The following is a 19,780-nucleotide window of genomic DNA, read 5'->3' as shown; positions in this document are numbered from 1 at the left end:
AGGCCTCTCATGCCCTTACAACACCAGGAAAAGATTAAACCCGGCCTGACCGCCACATAAATTAGCGGCACAAAAAAATGCTGGCAAGTGAGATTTCACCTGCCAGCATCGTTTTTATTGATGCATTTTGCGTCAGGTCACTATTTCGCGGTGACCACCTGCATACCCGACGGCTCGTTCTGCAGCGCCAGGGTCAGCACCTCTTCGATACGTTTCACCGGGTGAATTGCCAGGTCGGCAATCACGTTATCCGGAATCTCTTCCAGATCGCGCTTGTTTTCGTAAGGGATCAGCACGGTTTTAATGCCGCCGCGGTGCGCTGCCAGCAGCTTCTCTTTCAGGCCGCCAATCGGCAGAACCTGACCGCGCAGCGTGATCTCACCGGTCATGGCAACATCAGCACGAACCGGGTTACCGGTCAGGCAGGAGACCAGCGCGGTACACATGGCGATACCCGCACTCGGGCCATCTTTCGGCGTAGCACCTTCCGGAACGTGAACGTGAATGTCACGTTTTTCGTAGAAGTCGCCGTTGATGCCGAGTTTTTCAGCGCGCGCACGGACCACGGTCAGCGCCGCCTGGATAGACTCCTGCATAACTTCGCCCAGCGAGCCGGTATAAGTCAGCTTGCCTTTGCCCGGTACACACGCGGTTTCGATGGTCAGCAGATCGCCACCCACTTCGGTCCACGCCAGGCCGGTCACCTGACCCACGCGATTTTCGCTGTCGGCACGACCGTAGTCGAAGCGCTGCACGCCGAGGTAGTCTTTCAGGTTGTCGCCGTTGATCTCAATGTGCTGACTGGATTTTTCCAGCAGCAACTGTTTAACCGCCTTACGGCACAGTTTGGAGATCTCACGCTCAAGGCTACGCACGCCCGCTTCACGGGTGTAGTAACGAATGATGCCGACGATGGCGCTGTCGTCTACCGTCAGTTCGTTTGCTTTCAGCGCGTTACGCTCAATCTGCTTCGGCAGCAGGTGCTGTTTAGCAATGTTCAGCTTTTCGTCTTCGGTGTAGCCAGACAGGCGAATCACTTCCATACGATCCAGCAGCGGTGCCGGGATATTCATGGAGTTCGAGGTGGCGACAAACATCACGTCGCTCAGATCGTAGTCCACTTCCAGGTAGTGATCGTTAAACGCCACGTTCTGTTCCGGATCCAGCACTTCCAGCAGTGCAGAAGCCGGGTCGCCGCGCATATCCGAAGACATTTTGTCGATCTCGTCCAGCAGGAACAGCGGGTTTTTCACCCCCACTTTCGCCATCTTCTGGATCAGTTTACCCGGCATAGAACCGATGTAAGTACGACGGTGACCGCGGATTTCCGCTTCATCGCGCACGCCGCCCAGCGCCATACGGATGTATTTACGCCCGGTGGCTTTGGCAATGGACTGACCCAGAGAGGTTTTACCCACCCCCGGCGGCCCTACCAGGCACAGGATCGGCCCTTTGATTTTGTTAACGCGGCTCTGGACTGCGAGGTATTCGAGGATGCGGTCTTTCACGCGCTCCAGGCCGTAGTGGTCGGTATCAAGGATTTCCTGGGCCTGACGCAGGTCTTTTTTGACCTTGCTGCGCGCATTCCACGGAACCTGCACCATCCACTCAATGTAGCCACGCACCACGGTTGCTTCCGCAGACATCGGCGACATCATTTTTAATTTTTGCAGCTCGGCTTCGGCCTTTTCTTTGGCCTCTTTCGGCATTTTGGCCGCGTCGATCTTACGCTTCAGCGCTTCGTTTTCGTCCGGCGCATCTTCCATCTCGCCCAGCTCTTTCTGAATGGCTTTCATTTGCTCATTCAGGTAGTACTCGCGCTGGCTCTTCTCCATCTGCTTTTTCACACGGTTGCGAATGCGTTTCTCAACCTGCAGCAGATCGATTTCTGACTCCATCATGGCCATCAGATATTCCAGACGCTCGTTGACGTCGGACATCTCCAGCACCGACTGTTTGTCGGCGAGTTTCAGCGGCATATGGGCAGCGATGGTATCAGCCAGACGGGCAGGATCGTCGATGCTGTTCAGCGACGTCAGCACTTCAGGCGGGATTTTTTTGTTGAGTTTGATGTAGCCTTCAAACTGGCTGATAGCGGTACGCACCAGCACTTCCTGCTCGCGCTCTTCAATTGCCGGCGATTCAAGGTATTCGGCTTTCGCACTGAAGTGCTCGCCGTCGTCTGAAAGTGTGGTAATGCGCGCGCGCTGTAAGCCTTCAACCAGCACTTTAACGGTGCCGTCCGGCAGTTTCAGCATCTGCAAAATAGACGCCACGGTCCCGACGGTGAAAAGATCATTCACGCCCGGCTCATCCGTTGACGCTTCTTTCTGGGCGACCAGCATGATTTTTTTATCATGATCCATAGCCGCTTCGAGGCAACGGATTGATTTTTCCCGTCCCACAAACAGGGGGATGACCATGTGCGGATAAACCACCACATCGCGCAGCGGCAATACGGGGATTTCAATGCGTTCAGAACGCTCAGGATTCATAGAGCTCTCTCTTAGTTTAGTGTCCGCCAGGTTATGGAGCGCACATGACATCTCATGCCGCCGCTAACAAGTAAATCAGTATATGGGGATGTATCGCGAGTATTCAACGGCAGGAATGAAGGAAAAATAAATGGGGAGCTAAACTCCCCATTTTTGTATTAACTGGCTGTATGAATTGGCGAATTATTCGCCGGATGCCTGCTGAGCTTCGGGTTTGCCGTAGATGAGCAACGGCTCGGACTGCCCGGCGATCACGGAGTCGTCAATCACCACTTTTTCCACTTCTTCCATCGACGGCAGATCGTACATCGTGTCGAGCAGTGCGCCCTCTACGATAGAACGCAGGCCGCGCGCGCCGGTTTTACGCGCCATTGCTTTTTTAGCGATAGCATTCAGCGCTTCGTCGCGGAACTCCAGCTCCACACCTTCCAGATTGAACAGCGCCTGATACTGCTTGGTAAGGGCGTTTTTCGGCTCTTTCAGGATCTGGATCAGCGCCTCTTCACTCAGCTCGTTCAGGGTGGCAACCACCGGCAGACGACCGATGAACTCCGGGATCAGACCAAACTTGATCAGATCTTCCGGTTCAACCTGCGCCAGCAGCTCGCCTTCATTCGCTTTCTGAGACTGCGCTTTTACTGTTGCGCCAAAGCCAATACCCGAACCGGTTTCAACGCGGTTAGCGATGACTTTATCCAGACCGGCAAACGCACCGCCACAGATAAACAGGATCTTAGAGGTATCAACCTGCAGGAACTCCTGCTGCGGATGCTTACGGCCCCCCTGCGGGGGTACGGCGGCAACGGTGCCTTCAATCAGCTTGAGCAGCGCCTGCTGAACGCCTTCACCGGATACGTCGCGCGTAATCGACGGGTTGTCGGACTTGCGGGAGATCTTATCAATCTCATCAATGTATACGATGCCGCGCTGGGCTTTCTGTACGTCGTAATCGCACTTCTGCAGCAGTTTCTGAATGATGTTTTCAACGTCTTCACCGACGTAACCGGCTTCGGTCAGCGTAGTGGCATCGGCCATGGTGAAGGGAACGTCCAGCAGACGCGCCAGGGTTTCAGCCAGCAGGGTTTTACCGCTACCGGTCGGACCGATCAGCAGAATGTTACTTTTACCCAGCTCAACACCGTTGGAGCTGTCGCCATTACGCAGACGTTTGTAGTGGTTATATACCGCGACCGCGAGGACTTTTTTCGCCTGCTCCTGCCCGATGACATAGTCATCCAGATGAGCACGGATTTCATGCGGTGTCGGTAGCGCGCTACGTTCACGATGCGGCGCTACTTCTTTAATCTCTTCGCGAATGATGTCGTTACACAGATCGACACACTCGTCGCAGATATACACGGATGGGCCGGCAATCAGTTTGCGTACTTCGTGCTGGCTTTTGCCGCAAAAAGAGCAGTACAACAGTTTGCCCGAACCATCTTTGCGTTTATCTGTCATGAGTCAAAACCTCTTTTCTGTTCTTTGTGCCGCACACAACGACGCAAATGCTATTCACAGGCGCAAGCTGTACTCAACCGCAGTGAGGCGCCAGCTTTACTATAGTATAGCGGCCTCACGCGGCCTGCCCATCAGCTGCGATGGGTCAAAATCGAATCAACCAGCCCGTACTCTACCGCTTCCGACGCCGACAGGAAACGATCGCGCTCGGTGTCACGTTCAATCTGCTCAAGAGATTGACCCGTGTGATGCGCCATAAGTTCATTCATACGCCCTTTCACCTTCAGGATTTCACGCGCATGGATTTCGATATCCGTTGCCTGACCCTGATAACCGCCCAGCGGCTGGTGAATCATGACGCGGGAGTTCGGCAGGCAGAAACGCTTGCCTTTAGCGCCAGCGGTCAACAGGAACGCGCCCATTGAGGCCGCCTGGCCCATACAAATGGTGCTGACGTCCGGCTTGATAAACTGCATCGTGTCGTAGATCGACATCCCGGCCGTGATCACGCCGCCAGGAGAGTTAATGTACAGGTAGATGTCCTTTTCCGGGTTTTCTGCTTCGAGAAACAGCATCTGCGCCACGATCAGGTTCGCCATATGGTCTTCCACCTGACCGGTCAGAAAAATGACGCGTTCCTTAAGCAGGCGGGAGTAAATATCGAAAGAGCGCTCACCGCGTGAGGTTTGCTCGATGACCATCGGCACCAGGGCCATGTGGGGTGCTACATTGTCTCGTTCGCCACTGTATGACATTTCCGTCTCCTGGATAAATATTCGTATGTCGCCTGCTGCACTGATTCTACTTGAGACGACCAGGCATGACTATGCTTGTGGTGCCTCACAATCATCACGGACGGATTATCAGTCAGAGTATTCGTTGGGTTACCAACGATTAATGGGGTTTAACCTGTCTTATTTCAAGCATAACAACCTTTTCCTGTTACGCTAACATCCCGGCACGGTTTTCGCATCAGCACAAACCGAAAAGTGACAAAAAAAGCCCGTCACCGACGGTGACGGGCTTTTTATCAGATCGTTCTGAGAAAAAGCGGCTTACGCCTGCTGGTTCATCAGATCGTTGAAGGAGGTCGGTTTGTCGGTGACTTTCGCTTTCGCCAGTACCGCTTCAACAGCCTGCTCTTCCAGAGCGACGTTACGCATGTTGTCCATCAGCTCTTTGTTTTTGCTGTAGAACTCGATAACTTCGCTTGGATCTTCGTAGGCTGACGCCATCTCTTCGATCAGGGTTTTAACGCGATCTTCGTCAGCTTTCAGCTCGTGGGTACGAATCACTTCGCCCAGCAGCAGGCCAACAATCACGCGGCGTTTAGCCTGCTCTTCGAACAGCTCACGCGGCAGTTCCAGAGCCTGCTTCTCGCTGCCACCGAAACGCTGTGCAGCCTGGCGGCGCAGCACGTCGATTTCGCTGTCGATAAGCGCAGATGGGATTTCGATGTCGTTAGCCTGAACCAGACCTTCGATCGCCTGAGTTTTAACACGGTTACGCACCGCGCCTTTCAGTTCGCGATCCATGTTCTTACGCACTTCGGTACGCAGGCCCGCAACAGAACCATCTTCCACACCGAAACGCTTGATGAAATCTGCAGTCAGTTCCGGCAGTTCGCGCTCTTCAACTTTCTTCAGAACGATGTCGAACTTCGCGGCTTTACCTTTCAGGTTTTCCGCGTGGTAGTCTTCCGGGAAGGTCACGTCGATGGTGAACTCTTCACCCGCTTTACGACCTTTGATGCCGTCTTCGAAGCCCGGGATCATGCGGCCCTGGCCCATCGCCAGCACGAAGTCAGAGGCTTTGCCGCCTTCGAACTCTTCGCCGTCTACAGAGCCGGAGAAGTCGATGGTTACGCGGTCTTCTGCATCAACAGCACCGTCTTTATCTTTCCAGGTTGCCTGCTGCTTGCGCAGGGTATCCAGCATCGCATCAACGTCTTCGTCGGTGACTTCTACAACCGGCTTCTCAACGGTAATGTTTTCCAGACCCTTCAGTTCAACTTCCGGATACACTTCGAACTCAACAGCGTAGGTGAAATCTTCACCCAGTTTGTATTCGCCCGGAACGTAGTTCGGGGAACCGGCCGGATTGATTTTTTCTTTGATGATCGCGTCGATAAAGTTGCGGCTCATCAGGTCGCCCAGCACGTCCTGGCGAACAGAAGCGCCATAACGCTGAGCAACGACATTCATCGGTACTTTGCCCTTACGAAAACCGTCGATACGGACTTTCTTCGCCACGTTGACCAGCTCGCTTTTCACAGCGTTTTCGATGCTGTCAGCAGGAATTGTAATCGTTACACGGCGCCCAAGGCCCTGAGTGGTTTCAACTGAAACTTGCATCTTGTTACCTCAAAAAATCACAGTGCTCGGTCAACTCTGGAAGCCCTAGCCGCTTCGCAGAACCGGGATGCCCTCTGAATCAGAATCACATTCCCTGTCGTCAGAATTATCCCGAAGACATTCCGAAAAATTAGACGCAGCATTATAGCGGCATCACTCTGGTGAGTCGAGAAGCGCAAGCGCGCCAGTCTGCGGCATTTTTCACACTTCCCGTTGTTTTCTGCCTGAATCACATCAGACGGCATAAAAATTCAGACAAAACAAAACGGCCCGCAGGCCGTTCAGATTCCACTCTCTACCGCAACATACTGGAAAAGTTCCCGTCGTTGCAAATTCTGGCCTCAGGCGATAGTGCCTGCACCACGGCACGGCGGCGAAGGGAAAACGGTGTTTTGCAACCCTTCCCACTCTTTAATGGTATAGGTATGCAGCGCCAGCGCATGGACGGTTGACGCCAGTTCTTCCGCCAGCGCGCCGTAAATCAGGCGGTGACGATTAAGAAAACGCTCGCCAACAAACCGGTCGCTCACCAGCACCACTTTAAAGTGACTTTCAGAACCAGCCGGTACGTTGTGGCGATAACTTTCATCAACCACTTCGAGATGAACGGGTTCTAACGCTGCCCTTAACTTGTCTTCAATACGCTCACGAATCATCATGGCTGTTTACTCCTGTGACAAGGCAGAAATGCGGCCCTGGTAGTTAAAATGGTAGCCGCTTTTACCGGTTATTTAACCGTAAAACAACAAATTTTAAGGCTGAGTCCTGGTTCATCCGCGGCAATTTTAAGATTAAATGCCGGTTCAATCGCAGCGGAATCATCATTCCTGAGGATTCAACAAAAGTTGTCATCCCATGATTTCGCTTCGTTTACCACTTCCCCTCGCCGCACGCGATGTTTATGATGGCGGGAATTTTCTTTTTGATAGCACACGGAATTACGAGAACACGAACATGTTAAAAAAACTGCTTTTCCCGTTAGTTGCGCTGTTCATGCTGGCCGGCTGTGCCACGCCGCCGACCACGATTGATGTTTCGCCGAAAATCTCCCTGCCGCAGCAGGACCCGAGCCTGATGGGCGTCACCGTCAGCATTAACGGTGCCGATCAGCGTAAAGATCAGGCGCTGGCGAAAGTGACCCGTAATAATCAGCTGGTGACCCTGACCGCGTCACGCGATCTGCGCTTCCTGCTGCAGGAAGTGCTGGAGAAGCAGATGACGTCTCGCGGCTACATGATTGGGCCGAACGGTGCGGTTAACCTGCAGATTATCGTCAACCAGCTGTATGCCGATGTTTCTCAGGGCAACGTGCGTTACAACATTGCCACTAAAGCGGACATCGCCATCATCGCCACCGCTGCCAACGGCAATAAGCTGAACAAAAACTACCGCGCCAGCTACAGCGTGGAAGGTGCCCTGCAGGCCTCTAACAAAAATATCGCCGATGCCGTTAACAGCGTGCTGACCGATACCATTGCCGACATGGCTCAGGATACCGCTATCCATGAGTTCATTAAGCAAAACGCGCGTTAATCACTTCTCTACAGGCCCGGCATGCCCGGGCCTGTGACGACACCTCTCTATGTCCAGTCTCTCATTACGCTTTTTTCAGCATCCTAAATCCGTCATTTTGCTCATCCTGGGCTTCGCCTCAGGGCTGCCGCTGGCGCTGACCTCCGGCACGCTACAGGCATGGATGACCGTGGAAAACGTTGACCTGAAAACCATCGGCTTCTTCTCGCTGGTGGGTCAGGCCTACGTGTTCAAATTCCTCTGGTCACCGATGATGGATCGCTACGTGCCGCCTTTCTTAGGCCGCCGTCGCGGCTGGCTGTTGATCACCCAGCTTCTGCTGCTGGTGGCGATTGCGGGTATGGGCTTTCTTGAGCCGTCAACCGATCTGCGCTGGATGGCGGCGCTGGCTGTGGTTATCGCTTTCTGCTCGGCCTCCCAGGACATCGTGTTCGATGCCTGGAAAACCGATGTGCTGCCTGCTGAAGAGCGAGGCGCGGGCGCGGCGATAAGCGTGCTGGGTTACCGGCTGGCGATGCTGGCCTCGGGCGGACTGGCGCTGTGGCTGGCGGATAACTATCTCGGCTGGCAGGGGATGTACTGGCTGATGGCCGCTCTGCTTATCCCGTGCATTATCGCAACCCTGATGGCCCCCGAGCCGGCAGTGGACGCGCCGGTGCCGCGAACGCTGGAGCAGGCGGTGATGGCACCCCTGCGCGATTTCTTCGGGCGCAACAATGCCTGGCTGATTCTGATGCTGATCGTGCTGTATAAGCTGGGCGATGCTTTCGCCATGTCGCTTACCACCACCTTCCTGATTCGCGGTGTCGGTTTTGATGCCGGTGAAGTCGGCATGGTCAACAAGACGCTCGGGCTGTTTGCCACCATTATTGGGGCGCTCTACGGCGGGATCCTGATGCAGCGCTTGTCGCTGTTCCGCGCCCTGCTGCTGTTCGGGATCCTGCAGGGCGTTTCTAATGCGGGTTACTGGCTGCTCGCCATCAGTGCAAAAAGTATTTACACCATGGCCGGCGCGGTGTTTTTCGAAAACCTGTGCGGCGGGATGGGAACTGCGGCGTTCGTAGCCTTACTGATGACGCTGTGCAACCTGTCGTTTTCCGCTACGCAATTCGCGCTGCTCTCTGCCCTGGCTGCCGTCGGGCGCGTCTATGTTGGCCCGGTAGCGGGTTGGTTTGTCGAAGCTCACGGCTGGCCGCTGTTTTATCTGTTCTCGGTCTTCGCCGCGATGCCGGGGCTGGTGCTTCTCATCGTGTGCCGCCAGACGCTGGAGTACACCCAGCGCACCGGTAGCTTCCTGCCGCGACGTCACTTCGCGCGAGGCTATAAAGCGGCGGTATCGCTGCTGGCCGTCGCGGCCCTGTTAGTCGCCGGCTGGCTGGTATTGCTGATAGCTAATGCCCTGAACATCACGGCAACCTCGCTGGACACGGTCTTGCTTGAGGCGGGTGCGATACTGGCAGGGCTCGCTTTCGTGACTGGCTGCATACTGGATGCCGTCGCACTGCGTCGGGAAAATAGTAGCGAACTAAATAATTAACTTTCGCTAATAGTTATTATTGCCACGCTGAATTAATCTGAGCAAAAGTTGACCACTTAAATAAAATATTAGTTGTTCATTTGTGCGCTTAATTAAGCGATTGAAATAATCAAAGTCGGTCAAGGATATTTTTTCCTTACACGATTCAGCTCACGCTCGATTAATATTTGGTTTAATGAATGTTTTTATTTGCTGCTGGGTTGTTAATTATTTGTGCATTATTTTTGACCTTTAGAGCAATCCAGCCCATATCCTTGCTTTTAATACCTGTTTTGTTATAAAGCCCATCTGGCGCGGCTTGCAGCTTACCTTTGGTTACAGGCGGTCATTGCTGTGACAAATCTGGCAGAACCCGGCAACACCTTACTGACACTGAGCCAATCATGTTTACAGTAATGTAACCTTCCCGTAAAATGCCCGCACACTTTAAACGCCACCAGATCCCTGTGGAATTGAGGTCGTTAAATGAGACTCAGGAAATACAATAAATGTTTGGGATGGATGTCCTTACTCGCGGGCACTGTTTTACTCAGTGGCTGCGATGCTGCACTTCTTAATCCCAAAGGACAGATTGGACTGGAACAACGTTCGTTGATACTGACGGCTCTTGGGCTGATGTTGATTGTCGTGATTCCCGCTATCGTGATGGCTATCGGCTTTGCCTGGAAATATCGGGCATCGAACAAGGATGCCAAATACAGCCCCAACTGGTCGCACTCGAACAAAGTTGAAGCTGTGGTTTGGACCATTCCGATCCTCATCATTATCTTCCTGGCGGTACTGACCTGGAAAACCACTCACGAACTTGAACCTGGCAAACCGCTGGTTCATGACGCGAAGCCGGTTACCATCGAAGTTATCGCTATGGACTGGAAATGGTTCTTTATCTATCCGGAGCAGGGCATCGCGACGGTAAACGAGATTGCGTTCCCGGCTAACACGCCAGTGGAATTCAAAATTACCTCAAACTCGGTAATGAACTCCTTCTTTATTCCGCGCCTGGGTAGCCAGATCTACGCAATGGCAGGTATGCAGACCAAACTGCACCTGATTGCGAATGAACCCGGCACCTTCGACGGTATTTCTGCGAACTACAGTGGTGCAGGCTTCTCCGGTATGAAATTCAAGGCAATTGCCACACCGGATAACGAAACCTTCAACCAGTGGGTAGCGAAAGCGAAACAGTCGCCTAATGTCATGAACGACATGACCGCGTATGAGAAGCTGGCAGCTCCGAGCGAATACAACAAAGTCGAATACTTCTCCAGTGTGAAACCTGATTTGTTCAAAGATGTTATTAACAAATTCATGGGCCACGGGAAGAGCATGGACGTGACCCAGCCTGAAGGGAAGCATGCTTCTCATGAAGGTATGGAAGGCATGGACATGAATCACGCGGAAACCTCTCACTAAGGGGCCGAGGAATAATACGATGTTCGGAAAACTTACACTGGATGCAGTTCCGTACCATGAGCCGATTATCATGGTTACGATTGCAGCGATTCTCGTCGGAGGCCTGGCGTTAGTCGCAGCGATCACTTACTTCGGTAAGTGGTCCTATCTATGGAATGAGTGGCTTACTTCGGTAGACCACAAACGTCTGGGGATTATGTATATCCTCGTCGCTATCGTGATGCTGGTCCGTGGTTTCGCGGATGCCATCATGATGCGTACCCAGCAGCTGCTCGCCTCGGCGGGTGAAGCGGGCTTCTTACCACCTCATCACTACGATCAGATCTTTACCGCCCACGGCGTTATCATGATCTTCTTCGTGGCGATGCCGTTCGTCATTGGTCTGATGAACATTGTGGTTCCGCTGCAGATTGGCGCGCGCGACGTAGCCTATCCGTTCCTGAACAACCTGAGCTTCTGGTTCACCGTGGTAGGTGTGGTTCTGGTCAACGTCTCTCTGGGCGTGGGCGAGTTCGCACAGACCGGTTGGGTGGCCTATCCGCCGCTTTCGGGGCTGGAGTACAGTCCGGGAGTTGGGGTTGACTACTGGATCTGGAGTCTACAGCTGTCAGGTATTGGTACGACGCTGACCGGTATTAACTTCTTCGTCACCATCCTGCGCATGCGTGCGCCGGGCATGACGATGTTTAAAATGCCGGTATTCACCTGGGCGTCACTCTGTACTAACGTCCTGATTATCGTCTCCTTCCCGATTCTGACCGTTACCATTGCGCTGCTGACGCTTGACCGTTATCTGGGTACCCATTTCTTTACCAACGATATGGGTGGCAACATGATGATGTATGTCAACCTGATCTGGGCCTGGGGTCATCCGGAAGTTTACATTCTGGTTCTGCCGGTATTCGGTGTGTTCTCTGAGATTGCCGCGACCTTCTCAAGAAAACGTCTGTTCGGTTACACCTCCCTGGTGTGGGCGACCATCGCGATTACCGTGCTGTCGTTCATCGTATGGCTGCACCACTTCTTCACCATGGGCAGCGGCGCGAACGTAAACGCCTTCTTCGGTATCACCACGATGATTATCGCTATCCCGACCGGGGTGAAGATCTTCAACTGGCTGTTTACCATGTACCAGGGCCGTATTCAGTTCCACTCAGCGATGCTGTGGACTATCGGCTTCATCGTCACCTTCTCTATCGGTGGTATGACCGGCGTACTGCTGGCGGTACCGGGCGCGGACTTCGTACTGCACAACAGTCTGTTCCTGATTGCGCACTTCCATAACGTGATTATCGGTGGTGTGGTATTTGGTTGCTTCGCTGGTATGACCTACTGGTGGCCGAAAGCGTTTGGTTACACCATGAACGAGAAATGGGGTAAACGCGCCTTCTGGTTCTGGATCATCGGCTTCTTCGTGACCTTTATGCCGCTGTACGCGCTGGGCTTCATGGGTATGACCCGTCGTATCAGCCAGAACATCGACCCGCAGTTCCACACGCTGATGATTGTGGCTGAGATCGGTGCCCTGCTGATTGCCTGCGGTATCCTGAGCATCATCATTCAGATCTACGTAAGTATCCGTGACCGCGATCAGAACCGTGACCTGACCGGAGACCCGTGGGGTGGCCGTACGCTGGAGTGGGCAACCTCTTCTCCGCCGGCGTTCTACAACTTCGCTGTGGTTCCTGAAATTCACGAGCGTGATGCCTTCTGGGAAATGAAAGAAAAAGGTGAAGCGTATAAGCAGCCTGCGCACTATGAAGAGATTCATATGCCGAAAAACAGCGCTGCGGGTATCTTCATTGGCGCATTCAGCACCATCTTTGGTTTCGCCATGATCTGGCATATCTGGTGGCTGGCGATTCTGGGCTTTGCCGGTATCGTTATCACCTGGATTGCGAAAAGCTTCGACGAGGACGTGGATTACTACGTACCAGTAGCCACTGTCGAAAAACTGGAAAACCAGCACTTCGAAGAAATTACCAAAGCAGGGCTGAAAAATGTCAACTGATAGCATTAACCACGCGCTGGCCCATGGCAGCCATGAACATGGGCACCACGATGCAGGGGCGAACAAAGTGTTCGGCTTCTGGATCTACCTGATGAGCGACTGCATTCTGTTTGCATGTCTGTTCGCAACCTATGCCGTTCTGGTGAACGGCACAGCAGGTGGCCCGAGCGGCAAGGATATCTTTGAACTGCCGTTCGTTGCGGTTGAAACTGCCCTGCTGCTGTTCAGCTCCATCACCTACGGCATGGCAATGATTGCCATGAACAAGAACAATACCGGCCAGGTTCAAGCCTGGCTGGCACTGACGTTCCTGTTCGGTGCGGGCTTCATCGCGATGGAAATCTATGAGTTCCATCATTTGATCTCTCTGGGTTACGGCCCGGATCGTAGCGGCTTCCTGTCAGCGTTCTTCGCGCTGGTTGGTACCCACGGTCTGCACGTGACTTCCGGTCTGATCTGGATGGCGCTGATGATGTTCCACGTGTCCCGTCGCGGTCTGACCAGCACTAACCGTGCGCGTCTGATGTGCCTGAGCATGTTCTGGCACTTCCTCGATGTGGTATGGATCTGCGTGTTCTCTGTAGTCTATCTGATGGGGGCGATGTAATGAGTCATTCAACCGATCACAACGGCGCTCATCACGGTGGCGTTAAGACCTATCTGGTCGGGTTTGTTCTGTCGGTCATCCTGACGGCGATCCCGTTCCTGATGGTGATGAACGGCTCCGCCTCTCACGGCACCCTTGTAGCTGTGGTAGTGATTACAGCCGTTGTTCAGATTCTGGTTCACCTGGTGTGCTTCCTGCACATGAACGCCTCCTCTGAGGAGCGCTGGAACCTGGTAGCCTTTGTCTTTACCTTGCTGATTATCGCTATCGTCGTAGCAGGCTCTATCTGGATTATGTGGAACCTGAATTACAACATGATGGTTCACTAAGAGCGGCGAGTATGATTAAGCAATACCTGCAAGTAACAAAACCAGGAATTATTTTCGGGAATTTAATTTCTGTCATCGGGGGATTTTTGCTGGCCTCTAAAGGCAGCATTGATTATCCCCTCTTCCTCAGCACGCTGGTTGGCGTGTCGCTGGTCGTCGCGTCCGGTTGTGTGTTTAACAACTACATCGACCGTGACATCGACTGCAAGATGGAGAGGACAAGGAATCGCGTCCTGGTTATGGGACTGATCTCTGCGAAAGTATCGCTGGTGTATGCAACCTTGTTGGGTATTGCTGGCTTTATGCTGCTGTGGTTCGGTGCTAATCCGCTGGCCTGCTGGCTGGGGGTGATGGGCTTCGTGGTTTATGTTGGGGTTTACAGCCTCTATATGAAGCGCAAGTCGGTCTACGGCACCCTGATTGGTAGCCTTTCCGGCGCTGCGCCGCCGGTTATTGGCTACTGCGCGGTAACCAATGAGTTTGATAGCGGCGCGCTGATCCTGCTGGCGATTTTCAGCCTCTGGCAGATGCCGCACTCCTACGCAATCGCGATTTTCCGCTTCAAGGATTATCAGGCTGCAAACATCCCGGTGCTGCCGGTGGTGAAGGGGATCTCAGTTGCCAAGAACCACATTACGCTCTACATCGTTGCGTTTGCTGTCGCAACCCTGATGCTGACGCTTGGGGGCTACGCCGGATATAAATATCTGATCGTGGCAGCGGCGGTCAGCGTGTGGTGGCTCGGTATGGCCCTGCGTGGCTATAAAACCGAAAACGACAAAGTGTGGGCGCGCAAGCTGTTCGTCTTCTCGATTGTCGCCATCACCTCGCTGAGCGTGATGATGTCCGTGGACTTTATGGTACCGGATTCGCAAAATCTGCTGACCTACGTCTGGTAATACAGACGACGTCAAAAGGGTGCTTCGGCACCCTTTTTTATTTTGTGCGCTTATTGCTCACTGGTAACATTTTAACACCAGGCAATGATTTACCCTCCCCTCCCCCCGCACTACACTATGTCCGGCTTTTTTTCTGAGGTGGTAATGAACGATAACAAAATGACGCCGCTGGAACTGCGCGCGACATGGGGCTTAGGGACCGTTTTCTCCCTGCGCATGCTGGGCATGTTTATGGTGCTGCCGGTGCTCACAACTTACGGCATGGCCCTGCAGGGTGCCAGTGAAGCGCTGATTGGCCTGGCGATTGGTATTTATGGTCTGGCGCAGGCGCTGTTCCAGATCCCCTTCGGCCTGATTTCCGATCGCGTCGGGCGTAAACCACTGATTGTCGGCGGGCTGGCCATCTTCGTTATCGGTAGCCTGGTGGCCGCGCTCAGCGACTCTATCTGGGGCATTGTGCTGGGCCGCGCGCTGCAAGGCTCCGGGGCGATTTCTGCTGCGGTGATGGCGCTGCTTTCTGACCTCACGCGCGAACAGAACCGCACTAAAGCGATGGCGTTTATCGGCGTCAGCTTCGGTATTACGTTCGCCATCGCTATGGTACTGGGGCCAATTATTACCCACGCGCTGGGCCTGCACGCCCTGTTCTGGATGATGGCTGGCCTCGCCTGTACTGGCATCGTCCTGACGCTGTGGGTGGTACCGAGCAGCAAAACGCACGTCCTGAACCGTGAGTCCGGGATGGTAAAGGGCTGCTTTAGCCAGGTAATGGCGAACCCGAAACTGCTGAAACTCAACTTCGGCATCTTCTGTCTGCATATTCTGCTGATGTCGACCTTCGTCGCCCTTCCCGGCCAGCTGGCCCAGGCGGGCTTCCCCACCGAACAGCACTGGAAGATTTACCTGTTTACCATGCTGATCTCGTTTGTGTCGGTGGTGCCGTTTATCATTTATGCCGAAGCCAGACGCCGCATGAAGCGCGTGTTCATCTTCTGCGTGGCGCTGCTGCTGATTGCCGAGATCGTGCTCTGGGGCGCGGGTCCGCACTTCTGGGAGCTGGTAATCGGCGTCCAGCTGTTCTTTATGGCGTTTAACCTGATGGAAGCCCTGCTGCCGTCGCTTATCAGTAAAGAGTCGCCGGCAGGCTACAAAGGCACGGCAATGGGCATCTACTCCACCAGCCAGTTTCTGGGCGTGGCGGTGGGCGGTTCCCTGGCAGGCTGGATTGACGGCTTCTTCGACCCGCAAACCGTGTTCCTGGTGGGTGCGCTGCTGGCTACGGTGTGGCTGCTGGTCAGTATGACGATGCAGGAGCCGCCCTACGTCAGCAGCCTGCGCGTCGCGTTACCGGAAGACGTTGCAGCGGACGCGGCGCTGGAAGCGCAGCTGATGAAGCAGGATGGCGTGCGCGAGGTGCTGGTCGCGCCGGATGAACACAGCGTGTACGTGAAGATCGATACCAAAGTCACGAACCGCTATAACGTGGAACAGGCGCTGCGCGCATAAAAAAACAGGGCCGCTTCGGCCCTGTTTCTTATTAATCGCGGAAGTTTTTGAACTGGAATGGCTGCCCCAGATTGCCACCGCGCACCAGCGCCATTACCGACTGCAGGTCGTCGCGGGATTTTCCGGTTACGCGGATCTCTTCGCCCTGAATCTGGGTCTGCACTTTCAGCTTGCTGTCTTTGATCAGCTTGACGATTTTCTTCGCCACCGAGGCTTCAATCCCCTGCTTCAGTTTGGCTTCCACGCTCCAGTTCTTGCCGCTGTGCTCAAACTCTTCCGGCACATCAAGCGATGCCCCTTCAATGCCGCGTTTCAGCAGCTTAGCGCGCAGAATATCCAGCAGCTGGTTTACCTGGAAATCTGATTCACTCAGCACTTTGATGGTCTTGTTTTTATCGTTCAGTTCAAACGTCGCGGTTACGCCGCGAAAATCGAAACGGGTATCGAGTTCGCGCGTTGCGTTATCAACGGCGTTGCTCACTTCCTGCAGATCGATCTCAGATACGATGTCAAAAGATGGCATGTTTATTTCTCCCTCTCTGGTTGTGCGTTGCATAATACCCACAACACTACATAAAACAACTTGTTCCCGGCGACCTGGCCGAAATGGCTACTATTGACTGTAGAACATCTGCCAGGCACCGTTGCCGGCGGGAGGAAGCATGAACATTACCGTACTGGGCTGCGGTGCGCTGGGTCAGGTCTGGCTTGCCGCCCTGCTCAGGCAGGGCCATGAGGTGCAGGGCTGGCTGCGGGTGCCACAGTCACACTTTCATCTGCGGGTTACGGGTACAGACGGCGAGCTGATCGTCCAGAGCGTTCCCGCTAACGATCCTGCTCACCTCCAGCGCAGCGAGCTGCTGCTGGTGACGTTAAAAGCCTGGCAGGTGTCGGATGGGGTGAAAAACCTTGCGCCGCTTCTCCCGGCGCCTACCCCCATCCTGCTGATGCATAACGGCATGGGCACGATGGAGGAGCTGCGCGGCATCGCGCAGCCGCTGCTGTTGGGGGTGACTACCCACGCGGCACGACGCGACGGCAATACGGTGATTCATGTTGCTAACGGCACCACCCATATCGGCCCGGTTAGCGATGCGGCGCAGGATTATACGGCTCTGGCCGGGATCCTGCAGGATGCCCTGCCGGACGTCGCCTGGCACGATAACATTCGCGCCCCGGCGTGGCGCAAGCTGGCAGCCAACTGCGTTATCAACCCGCTCACCGCGCTGTATAACTGCCCGAATGGTGAGCTGCGCGCTTACCCGGATGAGGTGGCGCGGGTCTGCCATGAGGTGGCAGAGGTGATGGCGCGAGAAAATCATCACACGACGCCGGAAGACCTGCTGGCCTGGGTGTGGCAGGTCATCGACAGCACCGGGGAAAATATCTCCTCTATGCTGCAGGATGTCCGGGCGCAGCGGCGCACCGAAATCGACTATATCACCGGGTATCTGGTGCGACGCGCCCGTGCCCACGGCGTCGCGACCCCGGAAAACGCCCGACTCTATGAGCTGATCAAACATAAGGAAAATGCCTATGAGCGCCTCGGCACTGGTCTGTCTGGCCCCTGGAACTGAAGAGACCGAAGCGGTCACTACCATCGATCTGCTGGTGCGTGGCGGTATCGCCGTTACCACCGCCAGCGTGGCCAGCGACGGTGAGCTGATCATTACCTGCTCGCGCGGGGTGAAGCTGGTGGCCGATGCGCCGCTGGTTGAGGTTGCCGACGGCGACTTCGATGTTATCGTGCTGCCGGGCGGCCTGAAGGGTGCGGAGTGCTTTCGCGATAGCCCGCTGCTGGTAGAGACCGTGCGGCAATTTCATCTGTCAGGGCGCATCGTGGCGGCCATCTGCGCCGCCGCGGGCACCGTGCTGGTGCCGCATAACCTGTTTCCCATCGCCAACATGACCGGCTTTCCCGGCCTGCGCGACACCATCCCCGATGCGCACTGGCAGGATAAGCGCGTCGTGTGGGACCCGCGCGTCAACCTGCTCACCAGCCAGGGGCCGGGCACGGCAATGGATTTTGCGCTGAAGATCATTGATTTGCTGGTCAGCCGTGAGAAAGCGCACGAGGTCGCTTCGCAGCTGGTGATGGCGGCGGGAATTTACAGCTATCGGGATTATTGAGGCGGGTTGCCCTCTCGGCACGAGAGGGCAAATGACGAACTAGGGGCGGTAAACTTTGACGTTTTTGAAGCCCTGCTCATGAAGGTAAAGCGCCTGCAGGCGGCTCATCACCCCACGTTCGCACCACAGCAAATAGGTTTTGCTCTGGTCGAGATCGCCGAATTTGGTGCTCAGCTTGTAGAACGGCAGCGAGGCGATGTCCACGCCTTCAACTTGCAGCGGCTTATCATCCTGCTCGTCGATGGAGCGAATGTCGAGGATCACCTCATTCGGGCCAAAGCCGGTCACGGTCTCGACTTCCACTACTTCCTGCTGGGTCTGCTGCGCGATTTCGCGAATATCGACATTTGTCGCGCTCTGCACCACCTGATCGAGGATGGAGAAATCAAAGTTTTGCTCTTCGGCTTCGATCTTCGCCTTCACCGCTTTCACGGTCGGGCTTTTCGAAATCACGCCGCAGTATTCCGGCATGGTGCGGGCGAAATCTTCGGTGCCGATTTCACGCGCGATATTGATGATGTGCTCTTTGTCGTGCGAGATCAGCGGACGCAGGATCAGCGTATCGGACACGCCGTCGATCAGGCGCAGGTTGGTCAGCGTCTGGCTGGACACCTGGCCCAGCGCTTCACCGGTGACCAGCGCCTGCACGCCGTAGCGCTCGGCAACCTGAGACGCGGCACGCACCATCATGCGTTTGAGCACCACGCCCATCTGGCCGTCGTCCACTTTCTCAAGAATTTCGCCCACCACCGGCTCGAAGTTGATGGCCACGAAACGCACGCGGTGCGAGCTGCCAAAGCGGTTCCACAGGTAGTGCGCCACCTGGCGTACGCCGATTTCATGGGCTGCGCCGCCAAGGTTAAAGAAGCAGTAGTGCACGCGGCAGCCGCGGCGCATCAGCATGTAGCTGGAGACGCCGGAGTCGAAGCCGCCAGATATCAGCGACAGCACGTCTTCCTGGGTGCCGATCGGGAAGCCACCGATACCTTCGTAGCGCGCCTTGATGAGCAGCAGGCGATCGTCTTCGATCTCCAGATGCACGGTCACGTCAGGATCTTTCAGCTTCACGCGCGCCGAATCAATGTGCTGATTAAGTCCGCCGCCGACGTAGCGTTCTACTTCAATCGAGCTAAACTCATGCTTACCGCGTCGCTTCGCGCGCACGCAGAAGGTTTTGTTTTCCAGCTGCTCGTGGTACATGGCATAGGCTTTTTCGTAGATGTCATGCAGCGAGCTGTACTCGACGTCGTCCACTTCCAGTACGTGATGGATGCCGGGAATGCGGGTCAGCGCATCGCGGATCGCCGGGCCGTCTGCCTCATTTTTGGCACGCACCACGATATGGTCCCAGTGGCGCACCACGGCGAGATTTTCTTCATAAGACTTCAGGACGTTACGAATATTCCCGGTCAGGATTTTAATGAAGCGCAATCGCACAGATTGGCTCTTGATTGTGATTTCCGGGAACAATTTAATGATAAACTTCATGGCGGCAATGGTTCGTTGGC

Annotated in this window: 17 protein-coding genes; 10 read left to right on the top strand and 7 right to left on the bottom strand. The window is 54.8% G+C overall.

Annotation, left to right across the window (positions count from 1 at the left end):
- Positions 1-140: 140 nt before the first annotated feature.
- The 5 genes from lon to bolA all read right to left on the bottom strand — a co-directional run bounded on the left by lon (position 141) and on the right by bolA (position 6,966).
- Entirely contained in the window at positions 141-2,495 is a 2,355-nt protein-coding gene (gene lon, locus KFZ77_RS04590; RefSeq protein ID WP_031524301.1) for an endopeptidase La, read from the bottom strand.
- A gap of 183 nt (positions 2,496-2,678) precedes the next feature.
- Positions 2,679-3,953, bottom strand: a complete 1,275-nt coding sequence (clpX, locus tag KFZ77_RS04585) for an ATP-dependent protease ATP-binding subunit ClpX (protein ID WP_031524299.1) — start codon at positions 3,951-3,953, stop codon at positions 2,679-2,681.
- A gap of 131 nt (positions 3,954-4,084) precedes the next feature.
- A complete protein-coding gene (gene clpP / locus KFZ77_RS04580; protein WP_031524297.1) occupies positions 4,085-4,708 on the bottom strand; it encodes an ATP-dependent Clp endopeptidase proteolytic subunit ClpP in 624 nt (207 codons plus the stop codon).
- Positions 4,709-5,008: 300 nt separating this feature from the next.
- Entirely contained in the window at positions 5,009-6,307 is a 1,299-nt protein-coding gene (gene tig, locus KFZ77_RS04575) for a trigger factor (protein WP_264385553.1), read from the bottom strand.
- A 341-nt stretch (positions 6,308-6,648) separates the two neighbouring features.
- A complete protein-coding gene (gene bolA / locus KFZ77_RS04570) occupies positions 6,649-6,966 on the bottom strand; it encodes a transcriptional regulator BolA (protein ID WP_031524294.1) in 318 nt (105 codons plus the stop codon).
- Positions 6,967-7,261: 295 nt separating this feature from the next.
- On the opposite strand from bolA, the gene KFZ77_RS04565 reads away from it, so the two are divergent.
- From KFZ77_RS04565 to KFZ77_RS04530, 8 genes are all read left to right on the top strand, one after another.
- The gene (locus KFZ77_RS04565; protein ID WP_031524293.1) at positions 7,262-7,840 is read left to right on the top strand and encodes a lipoprotein; all 579 of its coding nucleotides are present in this window, start codon (positions 7,262-7,264) and stop codon (positions 7,838-7,840) included.
- Positions 7,841-7,889: 49 nt separating this feature from the next.
- Positions 7,890-9,377, top strand: coding sequence for a muropeptide MFS transporter AmpG (gene ampG, locus KFZ77_RS04560; RefSeq protein WP_264385552.1), 1,488 nt, complete (start codon positions 7,890-7,892; stop codon positions 9,375-9,377).
- Positions 9,378-9,842: 465 nt separating this feature from the next.
- Complete coding sequence (gene cyoA, locus KFZ77_RS04555) at positions 9,843-10,790, top strand: cytochrome o ubiquinol oxidase subunit II (RefSeq protein ID WP_031524289.1); 948 nt, start codon at positions 9,843-9,845, stop codon at positions 10,788-10,790.
- 19 nt (positions 10,791-10,809) lie between these two features.
- Positions 10,810-12,801, top strand: a complete 1,992-nt coding sequence (gene cyoB, locus KFZ77_RS04550) for a cytochrome o ubiquinol oxidase subunit I (RefSeq protein WP_031524287.1) — start codon at positions 10,810-10,812, stop codon at positions 12,799-12,801.
- Positions 12,791-13,408, top strand: a complete 618-nt coding sequence (locus tag KFZ77_RS04545; RefSeq protein WP_031524285.1) for a cytochrome o ubiquinol oxidase subunit III — start codon at positions 12,791-12,793, stop codon at positions 13,406-13,408. The genes cyoB and KFZ77_RS04545 overlap by 11 nt, the downstream gene beginning before the upstream one ends.
- Positions 13,408-13,737: a cytochrome o ubiquinol oxidase subunit IV gene (locus KFZ77_RS04540; RefSeq protein WP_031524283.1), complete on the top strand. Its 330-nt coding sequence runs from the start codon at positions 13,408-13,410 to the stop codon at positions 13,735-13,737. The genes KFZ77_RS04545 and KFZ77_RS04540 overlap by 1 nt, the downstream gene beginning before the upstream one ends.
- Positions 13,738-13,748: 11 nt before the next feature.
- Positions 13,749-14,636: a heme o synthase gene (cyoE, locus tag KFZ77_RS04535; RefSeq protein ID WP_031524281.1), complete on the top strand. Its 888-nt coding sequence runs from the start codon at positions 13,749-13,751 to the stop codon at positions 14,634-14,636.
- 144 nt (positions 14,637-14,780) lie between these two features.
- Positions 14,781-16,142: an MFS transporter gene (locus tag KFZ77_RS04530; protein WP_264385551.1), complete on the top strand. Its 1,362-nt coding sequence runs from the start codon at positions 14,781-14,783 to the stop codon at positions 16,140-16,142.
- A 31-nt stretch (positions 16,143-16,173) separates the two neighbouring features.
- On the opposite strand, the gene KFZ77_RS04525 is transcribed toward KFZ77_RS04530, so the two are convergent.
- On the bottom strand, positions 16,174-16,665 hold the full coding sequence (locus KFZ77_RS04525) for a YajQ family cyclic di-GMP-binding protein (RefSeq protein WP_031524277.1): 492 nt from the start codon (positions 16,663-16,665) through the stop codon (positions 16,174-16,176).
- A gap of 139 nt (positions 16,666-16,804) precedes the next feature.
- Here KFZ77_RS04525 and panE point away from each other — a divergent pair, with 139 nt between their 5' ends.
- Entirely contained in the window at positions 16,805-17,719 is a 915-nt protein-coding gene (panE, locus tag KFZ77_RS04520) for a 2-dehydropantoate 2-reductase (protein ID WP_264385550.1), read from the top strand.
- Positions 17,679-18,272: a protein deglycase YajL gene (yajL, locus tag KFZ77_RS04515; protein WP_031524273.1), complete on the top strand. Its 594-nt coding sequence runs from the start codon at positions 17,679-17,681 to the stop codon at positions 18,270-18,272. Before panE ends, yajL begins: the two co-directional genes overlap by 41 nt.
- A 39-nt stretch (positions 18,273-18,311) precedes the next feature.
- Here the strand turns inward: yajL and thiI are convergent, their stop codons facing one another.
- Positions 18,312-19,760, bottom strand: coding sequence for a tRNA uracil 4-sulfurtransferase ThiI (thiI, locus tag KFZ77_RS04510; RefSeq protein WP_264385549.1), 1,449 nt, complete (start codon positions 19,758-19,760; stop codon positions 18,312-18,314).
- Positions 19,761-19,780 lie beyond the last annotated feature (20 nt).

Source organism: Siccibacter colletis, assembly GCF_025914095.1.
Classification (GTDB): domain Bacteria; phylum Pseudomonadota; class Gammaproteobacteria; order Enterobacterales; family Enterobacteriaceae; genus Siccibacter; species Siccibacter colletis.
The sequence above is the reverse complement of the archived record's forward strand: the minus strand, read 5'-3'. Positions and strand labels throughout refer to the sequence as shown.